The organism is Streptomyces sp. NPDC102451 (assembly GCF_044765485.1).
Classification (GTDB): Bacteria; Actinomycetota; Actinomycetes; order Streptomycetales; family Streptomycetaceae; genus Streptomyces.
The window spans coordinates 32,863-54,190 of sequence record NZ_JBIWKD010000021.1 but is presented as its reverse complement, the minus strand read 5'-3'; the positions used below and the strand labels follow the sequence as shown (position 1 = coordinate 54,190).

General features: G+C 71.6%; 19 protein-coding genes. 10 read left to right on the top strand and 9 right to left on the bottom strand.

What is annotated here, in order from left to right; all coding sequences use genetic code 11:
* Positions 1–40: 40 nt before the first annotated feature.
* From ACIRD8_RS32450 to ACIRD8_RS32435, 4 genes are all read right to left on the bottom strand, one after another.
* Complete coding sequence (locus tag ACIRD8_RS32450; protein WP_403999789.1) at positions 41–925, bottom strand: chitosanase; 885 nt, start codon at positions 923–925, stop codon at positions 41–43.
* Between the two features lie 201 nt (positions 926–1,126).
* The gene (locus tag ACIRD8_RS32445) at positions 1,127–2,104 is read right to left on the bottom strand and encodes an acyl-ACP desaturase (RefSeq protein ID WP_403999589.1); all 978 of its coding nucleotides are present in this window, start codon (positions 2,102–2,104) and stop codon (positions 1,127–1,129) included.
* A gap of 154 nt (positions 2,105–2,258) precedes the next feature.
* Positions 2,259–3,905, bottom strand: a complete 1,647-nt coding sequence (locus ACIRD8_RS32440; protein WP_403999586.1) for an ABC-F family ATP-binding cassette domain-containing protein — start codon at positions 3,903–3,905, stop codon at positions 2,259–2,261.
* Positions 3,906–4,129: 224 nt separating this feature from the next.
* Positions 4,130–4,546: an SsgA family sporulation/cell division regulator gene (locus tag ACIRD8_RS32435; protein ID WP_403999583.1), complete on the bottom strand. Its 417-nt coding sequence runs from the start codon at positions 4,544–4,546 to the stop codon at positions 4,130–4,132.
* Positions 4,547–4,730: 184 nt separating this feature from the next.
* On the opposite strand from ACIRD8_RS32435, the gene ACIRD8_RS32430 reads away from it, so the two are divergent.
* Positions 4,731–5,816, top strand: a complete 1,086-nt coding sequence (locus tag ACIRD8_RS32430; RefSeq protein WP_403999580.1) for a WD40/YVTN/BNR-like repeat-containing protein — start codon at positions 4,731–4,733, stop codon at positions 5,814–5,816.
* A 17-nt stretch (positions 5,817–5,833) separates the two neighbouring features.
* Here ACIRD8_RS32430 and ACIRD8_RS32425 read toward each other — a convergent pair whose 3' ends face one another.
* Complete coding sequence (locus ACIRD8_RS32425; protein ID WP_403999577.1) at positions 5,834–7,162, bottom strand: BTAD domain-containing putative transcriptional regulator; 1,329 nt, start codon at positions 7,160–7,162, stop codon at positions 5,834–5,836.
* 127 nt (positions 7,163–7,289) lie between these two features.
* On the opposite strand from ACIRD8_RS32425, the gene ACIRD8_RS32420 reads away from it, so the two are divergent.
* The gene (locus tag ACIRD8_RS32420) at positions 7,290–7,805 is read left to right on the top strand and encodes a hypothetical protein (RefSeq protein ID WP_403999574.1); all 516 of its coding nucleotides are present in this window, start codon (positions 7,290–7,292) and stop codon (positions 7,803–7,805) included.
* A gap of 14 nt (positions 7,806–7,819) precedes the next feature.
* Here ACIRD8_RS32420 and ACIRD8_RS32415 read toward each other — a convergent pair whose 3' ends face one another.
* The gene (locus tag ACIRD8_RS32415; RefSeq protein ID WP_403999571.1) at positions 7,820–8,119 is read right to left on the bottom strand and encodes a YciI family protein; all 300 of its coding nucleotides are present in this window, start codon (positions 8,117–8,119) and stop codon (positions 7,820–7,822) included.
* A 36-nt stretch (positions 8,120–8,155) separates the two neighbouring features.
* Here ACIRD8_RS32415 and ACIRD8_RS32410 point away from each other — a divergent pair, with 36 nt between their 5' ends.
* Entirely contained in the window at positions 8,156–8,833 is a 678-nt protein-coding gene (locus ACIRD8_RS32410; RefSeq protein WP_403999568.1) for an endonuclease V, read from the top strand.
* A 110-nt stretch (positions 8,834–8,943) separates the two neighbouring features.
* Entirely contained in the window at positions 8,944–9,090 is a 147-nt protein-coding gene (mmpA, locus tag ACIRD8_RS32405) for a morphogenic membrane protein MmpA (RefSeq protein ID WP_014152821.1), read from the top strand.
* A 28-nt stretch (positions 9,091–9,118) separates the two neighbouring features.
* Here mmpA and ACIRD8_RS32400 read toward each other — a convergent pair whose 3' ends face one another.
* Positions 9,119–10,309, bottom strand: a complete 1,191-nt coding sequence (locus tag ACIRD8_RS32400; protein WP_403999565.1) for a saccharopine dehydrogenase family protein — start codon at positions 10,307–10,309, stop codon at positions 9,119–9,121.
* Positions 10,310–10,512: 203 nt separating this feature from the next.
* On the opposite strand from ACIRD8_RS32400, the gene ACIRD8_RS32395 reads away from it, so the two are divergent.
* From ACIRD8_RS32395 to ACIRD8_RS32375, 5 genes are read left to right on the top strand one after another with little or no spacing between them, the layout of a single operon-like run.
* A complete protein-coding gene (locus ACIRD8_RS32395) occupies positions 10,513–11,664 on the top strand; it encodes a CaiB/BaiF CoA transferase family protein (RefSeq protein ID WP_403999562.1) in 1,152 nt (383 codons plus the stop codon).
* Entirely contained in the window at positions 11,664–12,698 is a 1,035-nt protein-coding gene (locus tag ACIRD8_RS32390) for an LLM class F420-dependent oxidoreductase (protein WP_403999559.1), read from the top strand. The genes ACIRD8_RS32395 and ACIRD8_RS32390 overlap by 1 nt, the downstream gene beginning before the upstream one ends.
* A 1-nt stretch (position 12,699) precedes the next feature.
* Positions 12,700–13,842, top strand: a complete 1,143-nt coding sequence (locus ACIRD8_RS32385; protein ID WP_403999556.1) for an acyl-CoA dehydrogenase family protein — start codon at positions 12,700–12,702, stop codon at positions 13,840–13,842.
* Positions 13,843–13,879: 37 nt separating this feature from the next.
* On the top strand, positions 13,880–15,094 hold the full coding sequence (locus ACIRD8_RS32380; protein ID WP_403999553.1) for an acetyl-CoA C-acetyltransferase: 1,215 nt from the start codon (positions 13,880–13,882) through the stop codon (positions 15,092–15,094).
* A gap of 42 nt (positions 15,095–15,136) precedes the next feature.
* Positions 15,137–17,308 (top strand): 3-hydroxyacyl-CoA dehydrogenase NAD-binding domain-containing protein, encoded by a 2,172-nt coding sequence (locus ACIRD8_RS32375; protein WP_403999550.1) that lies wholly within the window; start codon positions 15,137–15,139, stop codon positions 17,306–17,308.
* Between the two features lie 21 nt (positions 17,309–17,329).
* On the opposite strand, the gene ACIRD8_RS32370 is transcribed toward ACIRD8_RS32375, so the two are convergent.
* A complete protein-coding gene (locus ACIRD8_RS32370) occupies positions 17,330–18,070 on the bottom strand; it encodes a MerR family transcriptional regulator (RefSeq protein WP_403999548.1) in 741 nt (246 codons plus the stop codon).
* 178 nt (positions 18,071–18,248) lie between these two features.
* Here ACIRD8_RS32370 and ACIRD8_RS32365 point away from each other — a divergent pair, with 178 nt between their 5' ends.
* The gene (locus ACIRD8_RS32365) at positions 18,249–20,069 is read left to right on the top strand and encodes an AMP-dependent synthetase/ligase (protein WP_403999545.1); all 1,821 of its coding nucleotides are present in this window, start codon (positions 18,249–18,251) and stop codon (positions 20,067–20,069) included.
* Positions 20,070–20,148: 79 nt separating this feature from the next.
* On the opposite strand, the gene ACIRD8_RS32360 is transcribed toward ACIRD8_RS32365, so the two are convergent.
* Positions 20,149–21,312, bottom strand: a complete 1,164-nt coding sequence (locus ACIRD8_RS32360) for an acyl-CoA dehydrogenase family protein (protein ID WP_403999542.1) — start codon at positions 21,310–21,312, stop codon at positions 20,149–20,151.
* Between the last annotated feature and the right edge of the window lie 16 nt (positions 21,313–21,328).

The following is a 21,328-nucleotide window of genomic DNA, read 5'->3' as shown; positions in this document are numbered from 1 at the left end:
TCATGTCGGCGGGACACCGCGACGTGCGGGGCCCTTCCCGTCACGTGAGCCGGAAGGTCTCGCCGTACACCTTCCACACCAGCGGCTTCTTCAGCCCGAGGTTGCCCTCGCGCAGGAACACCCGCTGTGCCGTGTCGATCCGGGTCGTGTCGCGCTGGACCTTCCGGTTCTTGATCGCCGACCGGCTCTCGTCGAGGAAGGCGTCGAGGTACGCCGTCTCGTCGCCGCCCTCCGAGGCCGTGTCCGCCGATGCCAGCGCGGCGTCGCGGATGCCGTAGAAGCCGTCCGCCTCGATGCCGGGGCCGTGCAGGACCATCGCGTCGTAGTAGATGAACTGGCCCAGGGTGCCGAGGCCGTCCATCTTCGCCAGCCGGACCGCGGGCTCGAAGTACAGCCTGTCGCGCGTGGCGTCCTGGGCCTTGCGGAACCCGGGGTCCTCCGCCGCCTGACGCCAGGCATCGGTGAAGCCGGGGTCCAGGCCCTTGTGCGAATCGGTGCCGTCCACCTCGCGCAGGGCGGGGAGGAACGGGGCGAGCGGATTGTCCGGGTGCTTCTCGGTGTAGGCCTCGACCAGCTGCAGCATGTCGTTCGTGCCGGAGCAGAAGCCGACTATGCCGGCGGTGTAGCCGGTGCCGTCGCCGACGTCCTCGATCGCCCCGTACTGGCTGCGCCAGTCCAGGGTGGACGCCTCCGCGCTGGACACCAGCCGGGAAGCGGTCTCCTTCATCGCGGGAGCGGCGAGGCCGGGCGGCAGCGCGTCGATCTCCTCGGCGTGCTCGTCGGCCTGCTCGGCCGCCGGCGCCGTGTCGCTCTCCTTGGATCCAGCCGTCTGCTGGACGACCGTGGGCGGCTCCGAGTCGCCACCGCTGAACAGGATCGAAACGACAATGGCGATCGGTGCACCGAAAAGAACAACACGCGTCACAGGTTTCACCGGCACAGAGTACGTTCTGTGAAGCTGTGGGGGCAGCCCCTCCATATCGTGAACGTCTTGAACCTCTTGAGCGTCATGAACCTCTTGAGCGTCCTGAAACGCGGAGTGGCGGTGCACGCGAGGCGTGCGCCGCCACTGTCCGGCAGGTCGGGGAGCGGATCCCGAGCCCGGCCGGGCGGAACTCCGGAAGGATCAGCCCTGTGCGGCCCGGGCCGCCACGCGGGCCTTGCGGGCCGCCAGCTTCTCGTCGAACTTCGACGCCTCGCTGTCCAGGCCGTTCATGTACAGCCCGAGCTCCTCCTGTGCCTTGAGGCCCTCCGGGCCGAGCCCGTCGATGTCGAGGACCTTCAGGTACCGAAGGACGGGCTGGATCACGTCGTCGTGGTGGATGCGCATGTTGTAGATCTCGCCGATCGCCATCTGCGCGGCGGCCCGCTCGAAGCCGGGCATGCCGTGTCCGGGCATCCGGAAGTTGACGACGACGTCGCGCACGGACTGCATCGTGAGGTCCGGGGCGAGTTCGAAGGCCGCGCCCAGCAGGTTGCGGTAGAAGACCATGTGCAGGTTCTCGTCGGTCGCGATCCGGGCCAGCATCCGGTCGCAGACGGGGTCGCCCGACTGGTGGCCGGTGTTGCGGTGCGAGACGCGGGTCGCGAGCTCCTGGAAGGCGACGTACGCCACGGAGTGCAGCATGGAGTGGCGGTTGTCGGACTCGAAGCCCTCCGCCATGTGCGCCATCCGGAACTGCTCCAGCTTGTCCGGGTCCACGGCGCGCGAGGTGAGGAGGTAGTCGCGCATCACGATGCCGTGCCGGCCCTCCTCCGCGGTCCAGCGGTGCACCCAGGTGCCCCAGGCGCCGTCACGGCCGAAGAGGGAAGCGATCTCGTGGTGGTAGCTGGGGAGGTTGTCCTCGGTCAGCAGGTTCACGACGAGGGCGATGCGTCCGATGTCGGTGACCTTGGACTGGCCGGTCTCCCACTCCTGCCCGTCCTCGAAGAAGCCGGGGAAGTTACGGCCGTCGGAGAACGGCACGTACTCGTGGGGCATCCAGTCCTTGGCGACCTTGAGATGGCGGTTGAGTTCCTTCTCCACCACCTCTTCCAGCGCGTAGAGCAGCTGGGCGTCTGTCCACGCCTTCGAACTGCCTGTGTGGGGAGAGGTGATCGTCACGGGGGCTCCTGGGGACGGGAGGATTACCTACGGCTTCGTAGGTTACGTGACCGTAGGTTAAGGCGGCAGTAAGGCCGGGGCCAAGCCCGGTCCTCGCGGCGGTCGCTCACTCACTGTCATCCGTGCAGGTCATAGGCGTACAGGAGGGGGCAAGTCAGCTGTCTTCGCCCCCGATTCCCGGCAGCGTTCCGGGGTCGATGTCCCGGAGTCCGTCCGCGTCCAGCAGCAGCCACCGGGTGATCCCCAGCGACTCCAGGAACGGAACGTCGTGGCTCGCCACGATCAGCGCCCCCCGGTACGCCGCCAGCGCCGACGTCAGACGGTGCACGCCGGACAGATCGAGGCTGTTCGTCGGCTCGTCCAGCATCAGCAGCCGGGGGGCCGGCTCGGTGAGCAGCAGCGCCGCCAGCGTGGCCCGCAGGCGCTCGCCGCCCGAGAGCGTCCCGGCCGGGCGGTCCGCACGCGCACCCTTGAAGAGGAAGTGTGCCAGCCTCGCCCGGATGCCGTTGTCCGTGGTGCCGGGCGCGACGCGTGCCACGTTCGCCACCAGGGACAGCGTGTCGTCGAGGACGTCGAGGCGCTGCGGCAGGAAGCCGACCGGCACCTGCGCGGCCGCCTCGCCCGACACCGGGTCCAGCTCGCCCGCGACCGTGCGCAGCAGCGTCGTCTTCCCCGCGCCGTTACGGCCGACGAGCGCGATCCGCTCCGGCCCGCGCAGATCCCACTCGCCGGGCACCCGCACCCCGTGGGCCAGTTCGAGGTCACGGAGCATCAGTACGCCGCCGCCCGGATGCACCTGGGTCTGCGGCAGCTCGATCCGGATCGCCTCGTCGTCCCGTACCGCCTCGACCGCCTCGTCGAGCCGCCCCTCCGCCTCCGCCAGCCGTTCGGTGTGCATGACGCGGTGCTTGCCGGCCGACTCCTGGGCGGTCTGTTTGCGCTGGCCCATCACGGCCTTCGGCTCGCGTTTGGTGTCCCACATCTTCTGCCCGTACCGCTTGCGACGGGCCAGCTTGACGTGGGCGTCGGAGAGTTCGCGCTTCTGGCGGCGTACGTCGGCCTCGGCGACCCGCACCATCCGCTCGGCCGCCTCCTGTTCCACGGCCAGCGCCTGCTCGTACGCCGACAGGCTGCCGCCGTACCAGGTGACCGCGCCGTCGCGGAGATCCGCGATCCGGTCCACCCGCTCCAGCAGTTCCCGGTCGTGACTGACCACGACCAGCACTCCCGTCCAGGCGTCCACGGCGTCGTACAGCCGCCCGCGCGCGTACACGTCGAGGTTGTTGGTCGGCTCGTCAAGCAACAGGACGGAAGGGCGTGCCAGCAGGAGCGCCGCCAGGCGCAGCAGGACGCACTCACCGCCGGACAGCTCGCCGACGGTCCGGTCGAGTCCGATCGCGGACAGGCCGAGCTGGCCCAGTACGGCCCCGGCGCGCTCCTCGACGTCCCAGTCGTCCCCGACCGCGGCGAAGTGCTCCTCACGGGTGTCGCCCGCCTCGATGGCGTGGAGCGCCGCGCGCGCCGTGGCGACGCCCAGGACCTCGTCCACCCGCAACGCGGTGTCCAGGACGAGGTCCTGGGGGAGGTAGCCGATGTCACCGGCCGCGCGGACGCGTCCCGCCGTCGGCGTGAGCTCACCGGCCATCAGGCGCAGCAGGGTGGACTTCCCGCAGCCGTTGAGACCGATCAGACCGGTCCGGCCGGGGCCCACCGCGAGGTGGAAGTCGTCGAAGACCTCGCTCCCGTCGGGCCAGGCGAACGAGAGGGAGGAGCAGTGGATATGCGTGGTGGATGCAGGCACAAGGGTCTCCCGGCTGCGTCGAGGAATCACGGAGAACGGCTCGGACACTGGGGTCACGCAGGGGCACGCGTGCATCGGGCACGCGGTGCGGTGTGCGGACACCTCAGATGTGGAGCAACGTCCTTCTCCGATCCGACGACAACAGGGACACCCAGGACGCTACGAGCCGTCCGGGCGCCCACGCAACCGATTTCCGGCCGCGGTTCGGGAGACCCGGGTCCGCCTCAGGACGCCCCGCCCAGCAGATCGGTCAGATCGCCGTCCAGGTCCATGAAGCGGTACTCGTCCCCGACCGGGACCAGCTCCTGCGCCCGCTTCAGGAAGCGGCGCAGTTCGGAGGTCCGCACATGCACCATCGCGATGCCCTCGACGGCGTGGAACTCCAGCACCGTACGGTCGTACCCGAAGGGACGGACCCGCACGTCACCGACGCCGGCCGGCGCGTCCATGCCGGTGGCGAGCAGCTCACGGGAGAACTCCCAGGACACCTCGGTGCCTTCGAGCGTCGCCGGTGCCGGGAACGCCATGCGGACGGCGAAGGGGTCCTTGCGGTCGTAGTGCAGAGTGGCGGGCAGAGTCTCCATACGCGGCGCGGACGCGACCATACGGGCCTGCACGGACTGCTCGATAACGCTGGACAAGACCTGCTCCCTCTCGCCTCGGACGAACGGTTCCCGGCATTGGAGTAGACGACGGAACTCCTCCATCCGTGCACCGGCGGACGGCGTGAGCTGCGTCACCGCGCCCGTCTCCCCCTGATCAACTGCCCCGTTTCGCGCGGCGCACCCTGGACGCCCGTCCACCGGTGGGTTAGCTTCCAGCGCCATGAGGGCCATGGGGAAGACGAGACGGCTGATCGCACCGGTGCTCTGCGGGGTGGCGGTGGCAGCCGTGCTGGCGGCACCGTCGGCGCAGGCCACGGCCGGTGGGCACCGGGACCGCGAGCCGGAATGGGTGCCCACCGCCACGGGAACCGACGCGCGCTTCCGCGGCCTCGCCGCCGTCGGCCGGGACGCCGCCTGGGTCGCGGGGTCCGGGGGCACGGTGCTGCGCACCACGGACGGAGGACGCCACTGGCGTGATGTGTCGCCGGCCGGCGCCGCCGGGCTGGAGTTCCGGGACATCGAGGCCTTCGACCGGCGGCGGGCGGTGGCGCTGGCCATCGGCGAGGGCGAGGCGTCCCGGGTCTTCCGTACGGAGGACGGGGGCGCGACCTGGACCGAGTCCTTCCGTAACACCGACGCCCGCGCCTTCTACGACTGCCTGACCTTCTTCGACAGCCGGCACGGGCTCGCCATGAGCGACCCGGTGGACGGGAAGTTCCGCATCCTGTCGACCTCGGACGGCGGGCGCAGCTGGCGGGTGCTGCCCGACGCCGGGATGCCCGCGGCGCAGCCCGGCGAGGCCGGTTTCGCGGCGAGCGGCCAGTGCCTCGTCAGCTCGGGCGGCAGGGACGTCTGGCTCGCCACCGGCGGTGCGGCGGACGCCCGGGTGCTGCACTCCGCCGACCGCGGCCTGACCTGGAAGGAAGCCGGGGCGCGGATCCCGGCGGGGGACCCGGCGCGCGGGGTGTTCGGCCTCGCCTTCCGGGACCGTACGCACGGCATCGCGGTGGGCGGCGACTACCGGGCGGGGGAGGCGTCGCCGGACGCCGCGTCCGTCACCGGGGACGGCGGCCGGAGCTGGCGTAACGCCGCCACCCCGCCGCCCGCCTACCGGTCCGGCGTCGCCTGGCTGCCCCGCAGCCGGAGCTCGGCGCTCGCCGTGGGGCCGACCGGCACCGATGTCACCCGGGACGGCGGGCGCACCTGGCGGACCGTGGACACCGGCTCGTACGACACGGTCGACTGCGCCCCGGACGGCGGCTGCTGGGCCGCGGGCGAGAAGGGCAGGGCCGCGCGGCTGCGGTAGCGGCGCGGCCGCGCCGGTCAGTGCGGCTTGCCGCAGGTGCCGAGGCTGCACCACCGGCGCCTGCCGCTCTCGTCGGGGAAGACCCAGCCGCAGCCGGCCCCCGGGCAGACCCGGATCATGAACCGGGCCGGATCGGCCAGCAGATCGGCCGCACTGCGGGCCACGCCGAGGAGCGGCAGTCGCAGACCGGCGGACGGGGGCAGCCGCCAACGGCCCAGTCCGTCCTCGCCCCGGACGAAGGCGGAGACCTTCGCCGCGTCCTCCGCCGCAGCGGCCACCGCCCTGAACGCCGGTACGTCGTCGGGGTCGGTCAGAGCGGCGTAGAGCCGTGTACGGAACTCCCGGGCCTCCTCCAGGGCGGCCGTCGCGTCCTTCGGCTGCCGGCTCGCCTGCTTGAGCAGGCCCGACACCAGCCGGTCCTCCGCGAGGTCCAGATGGCCCGCCCAGACGGCCAGCGTGGAGTACGCGCGCAGCCATTCGGATCCCGGCGACGGAGGACCGCCCCAGCCGGCCCAGGTGTTGCAGAACTCGAGGGCGGGGTGCCCGCTGGTGCTCCAGGGCAGCCACTCCCCGCCCACGCGCACCGCGTACACGGGCCCGGGCGGCCGGTCGAGCCGGGGATCACCGCGCAGCATGCGCTCGTGCAGGGTCCGCAGTGCGGCACCCGGTTCGACGCCGAGACGGCTCACGAGCGCCTGCCTGGTGAGCCGGTAGAGATCGAGGGCCTCGGCCTGCCGGCCGCTGCGGTGCAGCGCGGTCATGTGCGCGGCGACCAGCCGCTCCCTCTCCGGGTGGAGGGGGATCGTCGGCGCCAGGCCGGCGACCACCTCGGCGTGCTCGCCGAGTTCCAGCAGGTCCTCCGCCCTCTCCTCCAGCGCGGAGAGCCTCAGCTCGGTCAGGTGGCCGCAGAGCCGGTCGCTCAGCGCCTCGTCGGCCACGCCGGCGAGCAGCGGCCCGCGCCAGAGGGCGAGGGCCTCGTCGTAGAGACGCACCCGCCGCACCGCGTCCCCGTCGGCCCGTGCGCGGCCGCACAGGGCGACGAACTCCCTGGCGTCGATGGTGTGGCCGCCCGGGTCGAGGACGTAGCCGCCGTTCCGGGTGTCGATGTGCAGCCCGTGCGGCCGCAGTCGCGCGCGGAGCCTGCCGATATAGGTGTGGAGGGTCCTCCGGGCGGTCGCGGAGGCGTCACCGTCCCACAGCAGTTCGGCGAGGCGCTCGGTGGCCACGACCCGCCCCGCGTCGAGCAGCAGGATCGACAGCAGACAGCGCTCCTGACGGCGGCCGGAGACCAGGACCCGCGCGCCGTCGTGTCGGGCCTCGAACGGACCCAGCAGTTGGAACTCCATGGCGCCGCAGAGCATATCCGGGCGGGACGCGGAGGTGAACGGCCGCGGCCGCACGTGGTCAGCAAGTGGTCAGAAGCAGGAGACACGCTGTGGCCGAGACAGCGACCCACTTCATCGAGGAGCCCCCGTGCGACGAACAGCGCAGTTCCTGACGGCAGTCGCCGCAGCCACCGTTCTGGGCGCGACGCCCGTCCACGCCACGGCCGCCGGCCGCTCCGGCCCCGGCTGGGAGCCCGCGCCGTCCGCGCCCTGGGACGTCGCGGCGGGCGTGCGGTGCGACTTCGCCATCCATGGCGAACCCGTCGTGGACGAGGTCGTCCAGCGCGTCCTGGACCGGCACCCGGACGGAACCCCGAAGCGGGTGGCGTACAAGGGAGACCTCGTCGTCCGGGTCACCAACCAGGAGACGGGGGCCTTCCACGACGCGGACGCGAGCGGCTCGGCGATCGTCGACCTCCGCTCCGACGGCTCCCAGTTCTGGTCGGTGGCCGGTCCCGTCCTGGTCGGCGTGGGCGAGGGCAACCTCGACCGGGGCATGTACATCGTCGACGGCGTGTACACCCTGCTCATCAGCGCCTCCGGCCACAAGACCGTGACCATGGCCCACGGCTCGACGACCGACATCTGCGCGCGGATCGCCTGACCTACCGCGGCAGTTCAGCCGGGCAGCTGCTGCCGGTACGGTGCGAGCGCGTCCGAGGTCTTCGTGGCGATGAACTCCGTGATCCGGTAGGCGCACACCTCGTGCGCCGCGAAGGGGTCGGAGGCCGCGATCCCCTCGATCTCGGCACGGTCGTCACCCACCGCCAGGATCACACCGCCGTCGCGCGGGTTCTTGCGCCCCGAGGCGATGAACACCCCGGCCGCGTACTGCGCGTCCAGCCAGGCCACGTGCTCCGTCATGAGGGCGTCGACGCGCTCGACCGGCGCGGTGTAGGTCAACTCGAGTACGAACATGATCGCCACGCTACCGGCTGCCTAGACTGACCCGCCATGACGACTTTTCGGATGCCCGCCGACGAGGCCGAAGCCCGGGCCGTCCAGGACGCGTTGCGCACACGCGTGGTCCTGGACGAGCCGGGGCCACCGCCCGGTGCCGGCAGGGTCACCGGTGTCGATGTCGCCTACGACGACGAGCGCGACCTCGTCGTCGCGGCGGCCGTCGTCCTGGACGCGGCCACCCTGGAGGTGATCGCCCGGTCCACCGCCGAGGGCCGGGTGACGTTTCCGTACGTCCCCGGGCTCCTCGCCTTCCGGGAGATCCCGGCCGTCCTGGAGGCGCTGGAGAGGCTGCCGGAGGACCCGGGCCTCGTCGTCTGCGACGGCTACGGCCTGGCCCACCCGCGTAGGTTCGGGCTCGCCAGCCACCTCGGTGTCCTCACCGGTCTGCCGGTCATCGGCGTGGCGAAGAACCCCTTCACCTTCCGTTACGAAGAACCCGGGCCGCGGCGCGGTGACTTCACCCCGCTCATGGACGGGGACGAGGAAGTCGGCCGGGCCCTGCGCACGCAGGACGACACCAAACCCGTCTTCGTCTCCGTCGGCCACCGCACCGGCCTGGACAACGCCTGCGCCCATACGCTCGCGCTGGCCCGTGACTTCCGCCAGCCGGAGACCACACGCAGGGCCGACGCCCTCTGCCGGTCCGCTCTGAAGGAAGCGATCGGCTGACCGGGACCGCCTGCCCGGCGACCCACCGGGACCGCCTGCCCCGGGATCTGTTGCCGACTGAGTACACATACGGATGTTGTTTGTCGAACATCAGGGGCAGGCTGGTACACATGATCGACCACCATGCACCTCAGATGAGCACCGGAACCGTACGTCTCTCCCAGCGGGGCGTCGCCGTGGGCATGACCCTCGGCGTCCTCGCGGGCGCCGGCTGGACCGTGTCCATGGTCGTCACGCTGGCCTCCTGGATGCTCTGACCCACCGGGTGCGCGCGCCGTCCGGGGCTCAGCGCACCGACGCGACCCGGAAGCGCAGACCGGCCGCCCGGAGCCGCTCCAGCAGCGCGTCGCCCATCGCCACGGCCGTCGTGACCTGGCCGGCGGTCGCCGGCAGGTCGTCGAGGGCGAGCGACAGAGCCGCCTCGGCCAGCATCTTCGCCGTCTCGTCGTAGCCGGGGTCGCCGCCCGAGACCTCGGTGAGGACCCGCCGGCCGCCGCCCTCCCCGACGAAGCGGACCGTGAACCAGCTGCTCTTCCTGCGCCGCTCGTCCGGGCCGGTGCCCGGCTCGACCCGGGAGGACAGCCAGCTCCGCGCGGCGGGTATCTGGGCGGCCCCCGCCAGCAGGACCGTCGCTGCCGTGCCGCCGATGGCCACCGGCAGGTGCCTCACCGAGGCGAAGTGCCGGTAGCGGAAGTCGGGGCCGTAGCGTTCCAGCCCGCGCGCGGACCGCTCCACGATCCGGGGGTCCAGGGTCGGCAGCGGCAGCGCCCAGGTTCCGGTCGCCGGGCTGAAGTGCGGTGCTCCCTGCGGGGCACGGGCCCTGCGGCCGACGAGGCGCGGCTCGTGCAGGCGCCGTTCCCGTGCCGCCCGGGCCATCTGAGGGCCACGGCCCATCGCGGTGAGCGCCGAGGCGAACGTACCGCCGGAGAAGACCGCGTTGGTGCGGACGAAGCCGTCGATCGTCAGCGGCACGTCCTCGGGGAGCTGCTGGACGGTGAAGTAGACACCGAGGTCGTGCGGTACGGAGTCGAAGCCGCAGGCGTGCACGAGGCGCGCCCCCGTCTCACGGGCCCGGCCGTCGTGCTCCAGGTACATCCGGTCGACGAACTCCGCCTCTCCCGTGAGGTCGGTGTAGTCGGTCCCGGCCTCCGCGCAGGCGGCGACCAGCTTCTCTCCGTACCAGACGTACGGTCCGACCGTCGACGCCACGACGTGCGTGGACTCGGCGAGTTCGCGCAGGGAATCGGCGTCGTCCGCGTCGGCCGTCAGCAGAGGCAGGTCCGCGCAGCGCGGGTGGCTTCCGGCGAGGCGCTCGCGCAGCTGTTCCAGCTTGCCGCGGCTGCGGCCCGCCAGAGCCCAGCGGCAGCCGTCCGGCGCGTGCGCCGCGAGATATTCCGCCGTGAGCGCCCCCACGAAGCCGGTGGCTCCGAAAAGGACGACGTCATAGGGGCGTTCTGCCCCGTTCTGCCTGTTCATGAGTGCCTCCGCCTGCGCCGGCGCCGATGTAGCAGGCAGAGGGTAGCCGAGGCGTTCGGGGTGCCGCGCGGCCGGGCGGGCTTCGATGCGAGAGGATCCGAAGGAAAGACTAAGCGCTTGCTCGGCCAAAAGGGTTGTGCGGAGCGCGGTCCGTTCTTAGCATCATCGATGTTACATCAGTTGTGTCACACGCTGGGGGCTTGATGGCAACGACAGGACGTGGACCCCAGGGCCCGCTGACCGGAGTGCGCGTCGTCGAACTGGCGGGCATCGGCCCGGGTCCGTTCGCCGCGATGCTCCTCGCCGACCTCGGCGCCGACGTGGTGCGCGTCGACCGGCCGGGTGGCTCGGTGATCGGTGTCGAACCCGCCTTCGACCTCACCAACCGCAACAAGCGGTCGGTCCTCGTCGATCTGAAGGCCGAGGGCGGAGCCGGGCAGGTCCTCGACCTCGTCGAGCGTGCCGACGTCCTGATCGAGGGCTACCGCCCGGGCGTCGCCGAGCGCCTCGGCGTGGGGCCCGACGCCTGCCTGGAGCGCAATCCGCGACTCGTCTACGGACGGATGACCGGCTGGGGCCAGGACGGCCCGCTGGCCGAACGGGCAGGGCACGACATCGGCTACATCGCCCTCACCGGAACCCTGTCCATGATCGGCAGATCCGGTGAACCGCCCACGGTGCCCGCCAACCTGGTCGGCGACTACGCGGGCGGCTCGCTCTACCTCGTCGTCGGTGTGCTCGCCGCCCTCCAGCACGCCCGTACGCCCGACGGCACCGGACAGGTCGTCGACGCGGCCATCGTCGACGGCGCCGCCCACCTCGCCACGATGATCCACGGCATGCTGGCGGCCGGCAGCTGGCAGGACCGGCGCGGCTCCAACATCCTGGACGGCGGCTGCCCCTTCTACGGCTCCTACGCGACCTCCGACGGCGAGTACATGGCGGTCGGGGCCCTGGAGCCGCGCTTCTACGAGGAGTTCACCCGACTCCTCGGACTGGGGGAAAAGGCCCCCGACCGCAACGACCTCGGCCGCTGGGACGAGCTGCGCGCCCTCGTCGCCGACCGGTTCTCCACCCGCACGCGCGCCGAGTGGACCGAGGTCTTCGAGGGGTCGGACGCCTGCGTGGCTCCCGTCCTCTCGCTGCGTGAGGCACCCGACCACCCCCATCTCGCCGCCCGTTCCACCTACGTGGAGCACGGCGGCCTCACCCAGCCCGCCCCCGCGCCCCGCTTCTCGGCGACGCCCGTCTCGGTACGCAGCGGACCCGCGCTGCCCGGAGCTGACACCGAGGCCGTCGCCGAGGAATGGGGCCTGCCGGGCCTGCTGACCACCGGGAAGGAAACGACCGGCTGATGGAACTCTCCCTGCCGCTCGACTACGCGGGCGACCCGCGCGCCGCCTGCGACCGGGTCGCGGAACTCGAGTCCGCCGGCCTCGACGCCGTCTGGGTCGCCGAGGCGTACGGCTTCGACTCGCCCACCCTCATGGGCTACCTCGCCGCCCGCACCGAACGCCTGAAGATCGGCGCGGCGATCCTCAACGTCTACTCCCGCACCCCCGCCCTCATCGCCCAGACCGGCGCCGGGCTCGACGCCGTGTCCGGCGGCCGCGCCCTGCTCGGCCTCGGCGCCTCGGGCCCGCAGGTCGTGGAGGGCTGGCACGGCAAGCCGTACGACAGGCCGCTCGGCCGGACCCGCGAGACCGTCGAGCTCTGCCGCCGGATCTGGCGCCGCGAGGTCATCGACCACCACGGCATCACCGACATGCCGCTGCCGAAGGAGAAGGGCGGCAAGCTCGGCAAGCCGCTGAAGATCCTCACCCGGCCGGTGCGCGACACCATCCCCCTCTACGTCGCCTCCCTCGGCCCCGCCAACGTGGCGCTCACCGCCGAGATCGCCGACGGCTGGCTCCCCACCCTCTACATCCCGGAGAAGGCCCAGCAGGTCTGGGGCACCGCACTCGCGGAGGGCACGGCGAAGCGCGACCCGGCACTCGGCCCCCTGCAGACCGTCGCGGGCGGCCTGCTGGCCATCGGCGACGACGCCGCGGCAGCCCGGGACCTCGCCCGTCCGCAGATCGCGCTGTACGTCGGCGGCATGGGCGCGCCCGGCAAGAACTTCTACAACGACCTCGCCGTCGCCTACGGCTACGGGAAGGAGGCCGCCACCATCCAGGAGCTCTACCTCTCCGGGAGGAAGAGGGAGGCCGAGGCCGCCGTCCCGGACGAGTTCTGCGAGCTCATGACGCTCTGCGGCCCTGAGGGATACGTACGCGACCGCATCGAGGCCTTCCGCGAGGCCGGCGTCACCATGCTCAACGTCACCCCCGTCGGCCCCGAGCCGGCGCGGCTGATCTCCACCGTCAAGAACTGGCTCCAGGGGGCTTGAAGTGCAGCGGCAGATCTTCACCGAAGAGCACGACGCGTTCCGCGAGACCGTCCGCACCTTCCTGGCCAAGGAGGTCCTCCCCTACTACGAGCAGTGGGAGGCGGACGGCATCGTCTCGCGCGAGGCCTGGCTCGCGGCCGGCCGCCAAGGGCTGCTCGGCCTCGCCGTCCCCGAGGAGTACGGGGGCGGCGGCAACGACGACTTCCGCTACAGCGCGGTGCTCGCCGAGGAGTTCACCCGGGCCGGGGTCTCCGGACTCGCGCTCGGCCTCCACAACGACATCATCGGCCCCTACCTCACCGGGCTCTCCACCGAGGAGCAGAAGCGGCGCTGGCTGCCCGGCTTCTGCAGTGGCGAGACCATCACCGCCATCGCCATGACGGAACCCGGCGCGGGCTCCGACCTGCAGGGCATCCGTACGTCCGCCGAGGACAAGGGCGACCACTGGCTGCTCAACGGCTCGAAGACCTTCATCTCCAACGGCATCCTCGCCGACCTGGTGATCGTCGTCGCCAAGACCTCGCCGGAGGGCGGGGCGAAGGGGCTCTCGCTGCTCGTCGTCGAGCGCGGCGCCGAGGGCTTCGAGCGGGGCCGCAACCTCGACAAGATCGGGCAGAAGTCCCAGGACACCGCCGAACTGTTCTTCAACGACGTACGCGTCCCCAAGGAGAACCTCCTCGGCGAGCTCGACGGCGCGTTCATCCACCTCATGACCAACCTGGCCCAGGAGCGGATGGGCATAGCGGTCGCCGGGATCGCCGCGGCCGAACACCTCCTGGAGATCACCACCCGGTACGTCAAGGAACGCGAGGCCTTCGGACGTCCGCTCTCCAAGCTCCAGCACATCCGCTTCGAGATCGCCGAGATGGCCACCGAGTGCGCCGTCACCCGGGCCTTCCTCGACCGGTGCATCGTCGACCACTCCGAGGGCACGCTCGACGCCGTCCACGCCTCGATGGCCAAGTGGTGGGCCACCGAGCTGCAGAAGCGGGTCGCCGACCGCTGCCTCCAGCTCCACGGCGGGTACGGCTACATGACGGAGTACCGCGTCGCGAAGGCCTTCACCGACGGCCGCATCCAGACCATCTACGGCGGCACGACCGAGATCATGAAGGAGATCATCGGCCGCTCGCTGCTCTCCTGACCCACCCGCCCCGCCCCGAACCCGAAAGGCAGCTGCCTTGAGTACCGAAGCATTCGTCTACGACGCGATCCGCACCCCGCGCGGCCGCGGCAAGGCCAACGGAGCCCTGCACGGCACCAAGCCGATCGACCTCGTCGTCGGCCTCATCCACGAGATCCGCGACCGGTTCCCCGGCCTCGACCCGGCGGCCATCGACGACATCGTCCTCGGCGTCGTCAGCCCGCTCGGCGACCAGGGCTCCGACATCGCCCGTATCGCCGCCATCGCCGCGGGACTCCCGGACTCCGTCGCGGGCGTACAGGAGAACCGCTTCTGCGCCTCCGGTCTCGAAGCGGTCAACCTGGCCGCCGCCAAGGTCCGTTCGGGCTGGGAGGACCTCGTCCTGGCGGGCGGCGTCGAATCGATGTCCCGGGTGCCCATGGGCTCCGACGGCGGCGCCTGGGCCATGGACCCGATGACGAGCTTCGAGACCGGCTTCGCCCCGCAGGGCATCGGCGCCGACCTGATCGCCACCGTCGAGGGCTTCTCCCGGCGCGACGTCGACGAGTACGCCGCCCTGTCCCAGGAGCGCGCCGCGATCGCCTGGAAGGAGGAGCGGTTCGCCCGCTCCGTCGTCCCGGTCCGGGACCGCAACGGCCTGCTCGTCCTCGACCACGACGAGCACATGCGCCCCGGCACCACCGCCGACTCCCTCGCCTCCCTCAAGCCGTCCTTCGCGACGATCGGCGAGATGGGCGGCTTCGACGCCGTGGCCCTCCAGAAGTACCACTGGGTCGAGAAGATCGACCACGTCCACCACGCGGGCAACTCCTCCGGGATCGTCGACGGCGCCGCCCTCGTCGCCATCGGCTCCAAGGAGACCGGCGAGCGCTACGGGCTCACCCCGCGCGCCCGGATCGTCTCCGCCGCCGTCTCCGGCTCCGAGCCGACCATCATGCTCACCGGACCCGCCCCCGCCACCCGCAAGGCACTGGCCAAGGCCGGGCTCACCATCGACGACATCGACCTCGTCGAGATCAACGAGGCCTTCGCCGGAGTCGTCCTGCGCTTCGCCCGGGACATGGGCCTCTCGCTGGACAAGGTCAACGTCAACGGCGGCGCGATCGCGCTCGGCCACCCGCTCGGTGCGACCGGCGCGATGATCCTCGGCACGCTCATCGACGAGCTGGAGCGGCAGGACAAGCGCTACGGCCTCGCCACCCTCTGCGTCGGCGGCGGCATGGGCATCGCCACCGTCGTCGAGCGCCTCTGACCGTCCTGCCCGGCCACCATTGCTTACGGAGAAGACACCGACATGACCGAGAGCACGACCATCCGCTGGGAACAGGACGAGACCGGCGTCGTCACCCTCGTACTCGACGACCCCACCCAGTCCGCCAACACGATGAACCAGGCGTTCCGCGACTCCATCGCGGCCGTCGCCGAGCGCGCCGAGGCCGAGAAGGACTCGATCCGCGGCATCATCTACACCTCCGCGAAGAAGACCTTCTTCGCGGGCGGCGACCTCAAGGACATGATCCGGATCGGTCCCGAGAACGCCCAGGACGCCTTCGACGCCGGCACCTCGATCAAGAGGTCGCTGCGGCGTATCGAGACGCTCGGCAAGCCGGTCGTCGCGGCCGTCAACGGCGCGGCGCTCGGCGGCGGTTACGAGATCGCGCTCGCCGCGCACCACCGCATCGCCCTGGACGCCCCCGGCTCCCGGATCGGCCTGCCCGAGGTCACCCTCGGGCTGCTGCCCGCAGGTGGCGGTGTCACCCGTACCGTACGGCTCATGGGCATCACCGACGCCCTGCTGAAGGTCCTGCTCCAGGGCACCCAGTACACCCCGCAGCGGGCCCTGGAGAACGGCCTCGTCCACGAGGTCGCCGCCACCCGCGAGGAGATGCTGGAGAAGGCCCGCGCCTTCATCGACGCCCACCCCGAGTCGCAGCAGCCCTGGGACGTCAAGGGCTACCGGATCCCAGGCGGCACTCCGTCGAACCCGAAGTTCGCGGCCAACCTGCCGGCCTTCCCGGCCAACCTGAAGAAGCAGCTCGCCGGCGCACCCATGCCCGCGCCCCGCAACATCATGGCCGCCGCGGTCGAGGGATCCCAGGTCGACTTCGAGACCGCCCAGACCATCGAGGCGCGCTACTTCACCGAGCTGGTCACCGGCCAGGTCGCCAAGAACATGATCCAGGCGTTCTTCTTCGACCTCCAGGCCGTCAACTCCGGTGCCAGCCGCCCCGACGGCGTCGAGGAGCGCCAGGTCCGCAAGGTCGCCGTCCTCGGCGCCGGGATGATGGGCGCGGGCATCGCCTACTCCTGCGCCCGCGCCGGCATCGACGTCGTCCTCAAGGACGTCTCCACCGAAGCGGCGGCCAAGGGCAAGGCGTACAGCGAGAAGCTCCTCGCCAAGGCGCTCTCCCGGGGCCGCACGACCGAGGCGAAGCGCGACGAGCTGCTGGCCCGCATCACCCCGACCGGGGACCCGGCCGACCTCGCGGGCTGCGACGCCGTGATCGAGGCCGTCTTCGAGGACACCGCGCTCAAGCACAAGGTGTTCCAGGAGATCCAAGACATCGTCGACCCCGACGCGCTGCTCTGCTCCAACACCTCGACGCTGCCCATCACCGTGCTCGCCGAAGGCGTCAGCAGGCCGGTGGACTTCATCGGGCTGCACTTCTTCTCGCCCGTCGACAAGATGCCCCTCGTCGAGATCATCAAGGGCGAGAAGACCGGCGACGAGGCCCTCGCCCGCGCCTTCGACCTGGTGCGCCGGATCAAGAAGACCCCGATCGTCGTCAACGACTCCCGCGGCTTCTTCACCTCACGCGTCATCGGCCACTTCATCAACGAGGGCGTCGCCATGGTCGGCGAGGGCGTCGAGCCCGCGTCGGTCGAACAGGCGGCCGCGCAGGCCGGCTACCCCGCCAAGGTGCTCTCCCTCATGGACGAGCTGACGCTCACCCTGCCCCGCAAGATCCGCAACGAGACCCGGCGCGCCGTCGAGGAGGCGGGCGGCAGCTGGGCCAAGCACCCCGCGGACGCGGTCATCGACCGGATGGTCGACGAGTTCGGACGGCCCGGCCGCAGCGGGGGAGCGGGCTTCTACGAGTACGGCGAGGACGGCGGGCGCGGGGCGCTCTGGCCGGGCCTGCGCGAGCACTTCACGAAGCCCGGCACCGATGTGCCCTTCGAGGACATGAAGGAGCGGATGCTCTTCTCCGAGGCACTGGACAGCGTCCGCTGCCTGGAGGAGAACGTCCTGATGACCGTCGCCGACGCCAACATCGGCTCCATCATGGGCATCGGCTTCCCCGCCTGGACCGGTGGCGTGCTCCAGTACATCAACGGGTACGAGGGCGGCCTGCCCGGCTTCGTGGCGCGCGCCCAGCAGCTCGCCGAGCGCTACGGCGACCGCTTCCTGCCGTCCGCCCTCCTGCTGGAGAAGGCGGAGAAGGGCGAGACGTTCCACGACTGACGGCGGCCCCGCGGGCTGTGTTCACCCGTCCTCACCGGCGGTGAACGCGGCTCGCAGCTCCTCCTTCAGCGACCGCTGGAAGGCCGTCAGCAGGGCCTGGAGCACCATCGGCTGCATATGGGCCGAGAGCGACTTCATCGCCTTCACGTGCTCCGGGTCCGACTCCCGCTCCCGGTAGGGGTTCCACACCTCGTCACGGAACAGCCGGGTCAGCTCGTGGGCGGCGGAGCGGGTGTGCTCCAGCAGGACCGTGCGCGCCGCGAGGATCGTCTCGTGGGCGATGGGTACGTCCAGGAGTTCCACCCCGAGCCGCAGGAGCCCCGGGTCGACCAGGAAGGGCCCCTCTGGCTTCCTGGGGCGCTCCAGGACCCCCATGGCCCCCAGCCGGTCCACGTCCTCCTCGCTGAGGGGCCGTCCCGCCCGGCGCTCCAGCTCGGCCCGCTCCATGTCCTCGGCCGAGTCCGGGGCCCACGACGCCACCAGGGCGCGGTGGATCGCCAGGTCCTGCGCGCTCAGATCGGGCGGCAGCTGCTGGAGGTAGCGCTCGATGGCGGCCAGCGTCATGCCCTGGTGCTGGAGCTCCTCGATGAGGGCCAGCCGGGAGAGATGCTCGTGCCCGTAGTGCCCGACGCGCCGGGGCCCGATCACCGGAGGGGGCAGCAGACCTCTGGTGCTGTAGAAGCGCACGGTCCGCACGGTCACTCCCGCACGCGCCGCCAGTTCGTCGACGGTCAGCGTCGGCTCGTCGGTCCCGGTCGCCATGTCCACTCCTCGTTGCCGGGGCCCGCTGGTCCCGTGCCGTCGTGCCTGTGCCTGTGTACCGAACAGGTGCAACAGTATTGCTGTCTCACCACTGTTGTGAAAGTGTCCGGCAGCATCGAAGCGCAGTCCCACCCACGGTACGGACCGCACGGTCCGGCCGAACGGACAGGAGGCGGCCGTGACCACGATCCTGAGACTCCCCACCGCACCCGAACTGCTCACACTCCCCGCCCTGTTGCTGCGCAATGCCGAGGACCACGGGGATCTCCCCGCTCTCTCCTGGCGCGCGGCGGACGGCGCCGGGTGGACCACCCTCACCTGGCGCGAGGTACGTCATGAGACGGCCGTGCTGGCCGCCGGCTACAGCGCCCTGGGGGTGGAACGCGGCGAGCAGGTCCTCATGATGATGAGCAACCGGCCCGAGCACTGGCTGAGCGACCTGGCCCTCACCCACCTCGGTGCCGTCCCCGTCACCGTGTACGGGACCGCGGCACCCGGCCAGATCGCGCACATCGCCCGCCACAGCCGCGCGAGGTTCGCGATCGTCGAGGGCGACCGGGAGCGGGAGCGCTGGGAGCCCCTGCTGGCGGACGCCACCGTACCGCTGGAGAGGCTCGTCGTCGTGGAGCCGGACGCCGCCGGACCGCATCGGACGTACGGCACGCTGCACGGGACGGGAGAGCGGCTGCGGAGCGACGAGGCCTTCGACAAGGCCTGGCGGGAGACCCGCGCCGGGGACCCGCTCACCGTCGTCTACACCTCGGGGACCACCGGCGACCCGAAGGCGGTGCCCCTCACCCACCGCAGTGTCGTCGTCAACGCGCTGGCCCTGGACCGGGTCGTGGAACTGCCGGACCACGTCGCGCACATCTGCTACCTGCCGTTCGCCCACATCGCCGAGCGGATGCTGGGCATCTACCTGCCGGTCTTCCGGGCCTCGCACGTCCATCTCTGCGCCGACACCGCGGCGGTCGCCGCCACCGCGCGCGCTCTGCACCCCGCCCAGTTCTTCGGTGTGCCCCGGGTGTGGGAGAAGCTCGCCGCATCCGTCCGTGCCGCCCTGGCCGCACTGCCCGAGGAGCGGCTGAGCGCCGTCGAGGCGGCGAACGCGACGGCCCGTGAGCATGTGGCCTGCCGGGAGCGCGGCGAGGAGCCGTCCGCCGGGCTGGAAGCCGCGTACCGGGAGGCCAAGGAGACCGTGCTGGACCCCCTGCTCTCGCTGGCGGGGTTCGAACGGCTGGTGTGGACGGCCAGCGCCTCGGCGCCGATGCCGCTCGACGTGGTGCGCTTCTGGGCGGGCTTCGGCATCGTCGTCATGGACGCCTGGGGACTCACCGAGACCGTCGGGGTGTTCACCACCAACAGCCCGTCGGCCTTCCGCCTCGGCTCGGTGGGACGGCCGCTCGACGGCCTGGAACTCCGGATCGCCGACGACGGCGAGATCCTGGTCCGCGGCGAGACCGTGTTCGCCGGGTACCTGCGGGCCGACGGCACCGTGGACGGGGCGCTCGACGCGGACGGCTGGTTCCCGACGGGGGACATCGGCCGCATCGACGACGACGGCTACCTCTGGCTCACCGACCGCAAGAAGGAAATGATCATCACCTCGACCGGGAAGAACGTCTCCCCGGCGCTCGTCGAGAACACCCTCAAGGAACACCCCTTGATCGGCCAGGCCCTCGTCCACGGCGACGGGCGCTCCTACCTCGTGGCCCTGCTCGTCCTCGACACGGAGGTGGCCCCGGCCTGGGCGGCGGCCCGCGGGATCGACGGCGACCCGGCCGGACACCCCGAGGTGCACGCGGAGATCGCGCGCGCCGTCGAGACCGCCAACGCCCGGCTGAACCGCACCGAACAGATCAAGCGCTACCGGCTGCTGACACGGGAGTGGGGCCCGGAGACCGGCGAACTCACCCCCTCGCTGAAGCTCCGCCGCCGGGTGATCCGCGACCGGTACGGCGACCTGCTCGACGCCCTGTACGAGGAGAGCGGCACCTGACCGGGGGCCGGTTGGGCGGCTGGGGCAGGGCCGCCGAGCCGGGGGCCCCGGCCCCGGGCCGCCCAGGGCCGGCCGTCCGCTACAGGCCGTAGCTCCTGCCGATGATGTCGCGCTGGATCTCACTCGTGCCGCCGTACACCGTCGACACGACCGCCGCCCGCAGATGGCGCTCCATGTCGTACTCGGTCGCGTAGCCGTAGCCGCCCATCATCTGCATGCCCTCCAGCGCCGCGTGCTTCGCCGTCTCGGTCGCCTTGAGCTTCGCCATGGACGCCTCGCGGGGGAACAGCTTCTCCGGCTCGGCGTCGCAGGCCGCCGCCACGTCGAAGACCAGCAGCCGGGCGCACTCGATCTCGGTCGCCAGGTCGGCCAGCCGGTGCCGCAGGGCCTGGAAGGAGCCGACCGGGCGGCCGAACTGCTCGCGCCCCCGTACGTACGCCACCGTGTCCTCCAGGATCCGCTCCGCCAGGCCCAGCATGTTCGCCGCCAGGAAGAGCCGCTCCGCGTTCAGACCGGCCATCAGCTGGGTCCAGGCGCGGTCCGCCGTGCCCACGACGGCGTCGGCCGGCAGCCGAACATCGGTGAGGAAGACGTCGTTGACCTCACGGCCGCCCATCGTCTCGATGGGACGGATCTCGACCCCGGGCGTCCGTGCCGGGACATGGAACATGGTCAGCCCGTCGTGCTTCGCGCCGCCCGAGCCGGTCCGGGCCACCAGCAGGATGTGCTCGGCCAGATGCGCGTTGGAGATCCACGTCTTGTGACCGTTGACCAGCCAGCCGCCGTCCGGTGTGCGATCCGCCCTGCACCGGAGCGCCGCCACGTCCGACCCGGCGTCCGGCTCGGACATCGCGATGGACAGCACCTGGCCCGCCACCGCACCCCCGACCGCCGCCTTGCACTGCGCCTCGCTGCCGAAACGCTCGTACGCCTTCGCCGTGATCACCGAGGTGATGAACCCGCCCGCCGGGACGAGGCCGCGCGCCGTCTCCCGGAGGAAGAGGCAGGCATCCGTCATCCCGCCGCCCGAGCCCCCGTAGGCCTCCGGCAGGCACACACCGAGCCAGCCGAGCTCCGCCAGCCGCGCGTAGAGCGACGGGGCGTGCGGTCCGCCGGCCTCCGCCGCCAGCGCGTCGCGCTGCTCACGCGTACCGCACTCGCGCCGGGCGAAGTCGCGCAGGGCCGTGGCGAAGGCCCGCTGCTCGGCCGAGACCGACCGCGGGAGAGCGTGGACCGTGGACATGGAAGACCTCCGGAGA

What these genes read in the sequence shown, in the direction of transcription:
- ACIRD8_RS32430 (WP_403999580.1), top strand. Translation starts at nt 4,731, where the DNA reads ATGAGGGCCATGGGGAAGACGAGACGGCTGATCGCACCGGTGCTCTGC.
- ACIRD8_RS32425 (WP_403999577.1), bottom strand. Translation starts at nt 7,162, where the DNA reads ATGGAGTTCCAACTGCTGGGTCCGTTCGAGGCCCGACACGACGGCGCG.
- ACIRD8_RS32415 (WP_403999571.1), bottom strand. Translation starts at nt 8,119, where the DNA reads ATGTTCGTACTCGAGTTGACCTACACCGCGCCGGTCGAGCGCGTCGAC.
- ACIRD8_RS32410 (WP_403999568.1), top strand. Translation starts at nt 8,156, where the DNA reads ATGACGACTTTTCGGATGCCCGCCGACGAGGCCGAAGCCCGGGCCGTC.
- mmpA (WP_014152821.1), top strand. Translation starts at nt 8,944, where the DNA reads ATGATCGACCACCATGCACCTCAGATGAGCACCGGAACCGTACGTCTC.
- ACIRD8_RS32400 (WP_403999565.1), bottom strand. Translation starts at nt 10,309, where the DNA reads ATGAACAGGCAGAACGGGGCAGAACGCCCCTATGACGTCGTCCTTTTC.
- ACIRD8_RS32395 (WP_403999562.1), top strand. Translation starts at nt 10,513, where the DNA reads ATGGCAACGACAGGACGTGGACCCCAGGGCCCGCTGACCGGAGTGCGC.
- ACIRD8_RS32390 (WP_403999559.1), top strand. Translation starts at nt 11,664, where the DNA reads ATGGAACTCTCCCTGCCGCTCGACTACGCGGGCGACCCGCGCGCCGCC.
- ACIRD8_RS32375 (WP_403999550.1), top strand. Translation starts at nt 15,137, where the DNA reads ATGACCGAGAGCACGACCATCCGCTGGGAACAGGACGAGACCGGCGTC.
- ACIRD8_RS32370 (WP_403999548.1), bottom strand. Translation starts at nt 18,070, where the DNA reads ATGGCGACCGGGACCGACGAGCCGACGCTGACCGTCGACGAACTGGCG.
- ACIRD8_RS32360 (WP_403999542.1), bottom strand. Translation starts at nt 21,312, where the DNA reads ATGTCCACGGTCCACGCTCTCCCGCGGTCGGTCTCGGCCGAGCAGCGG.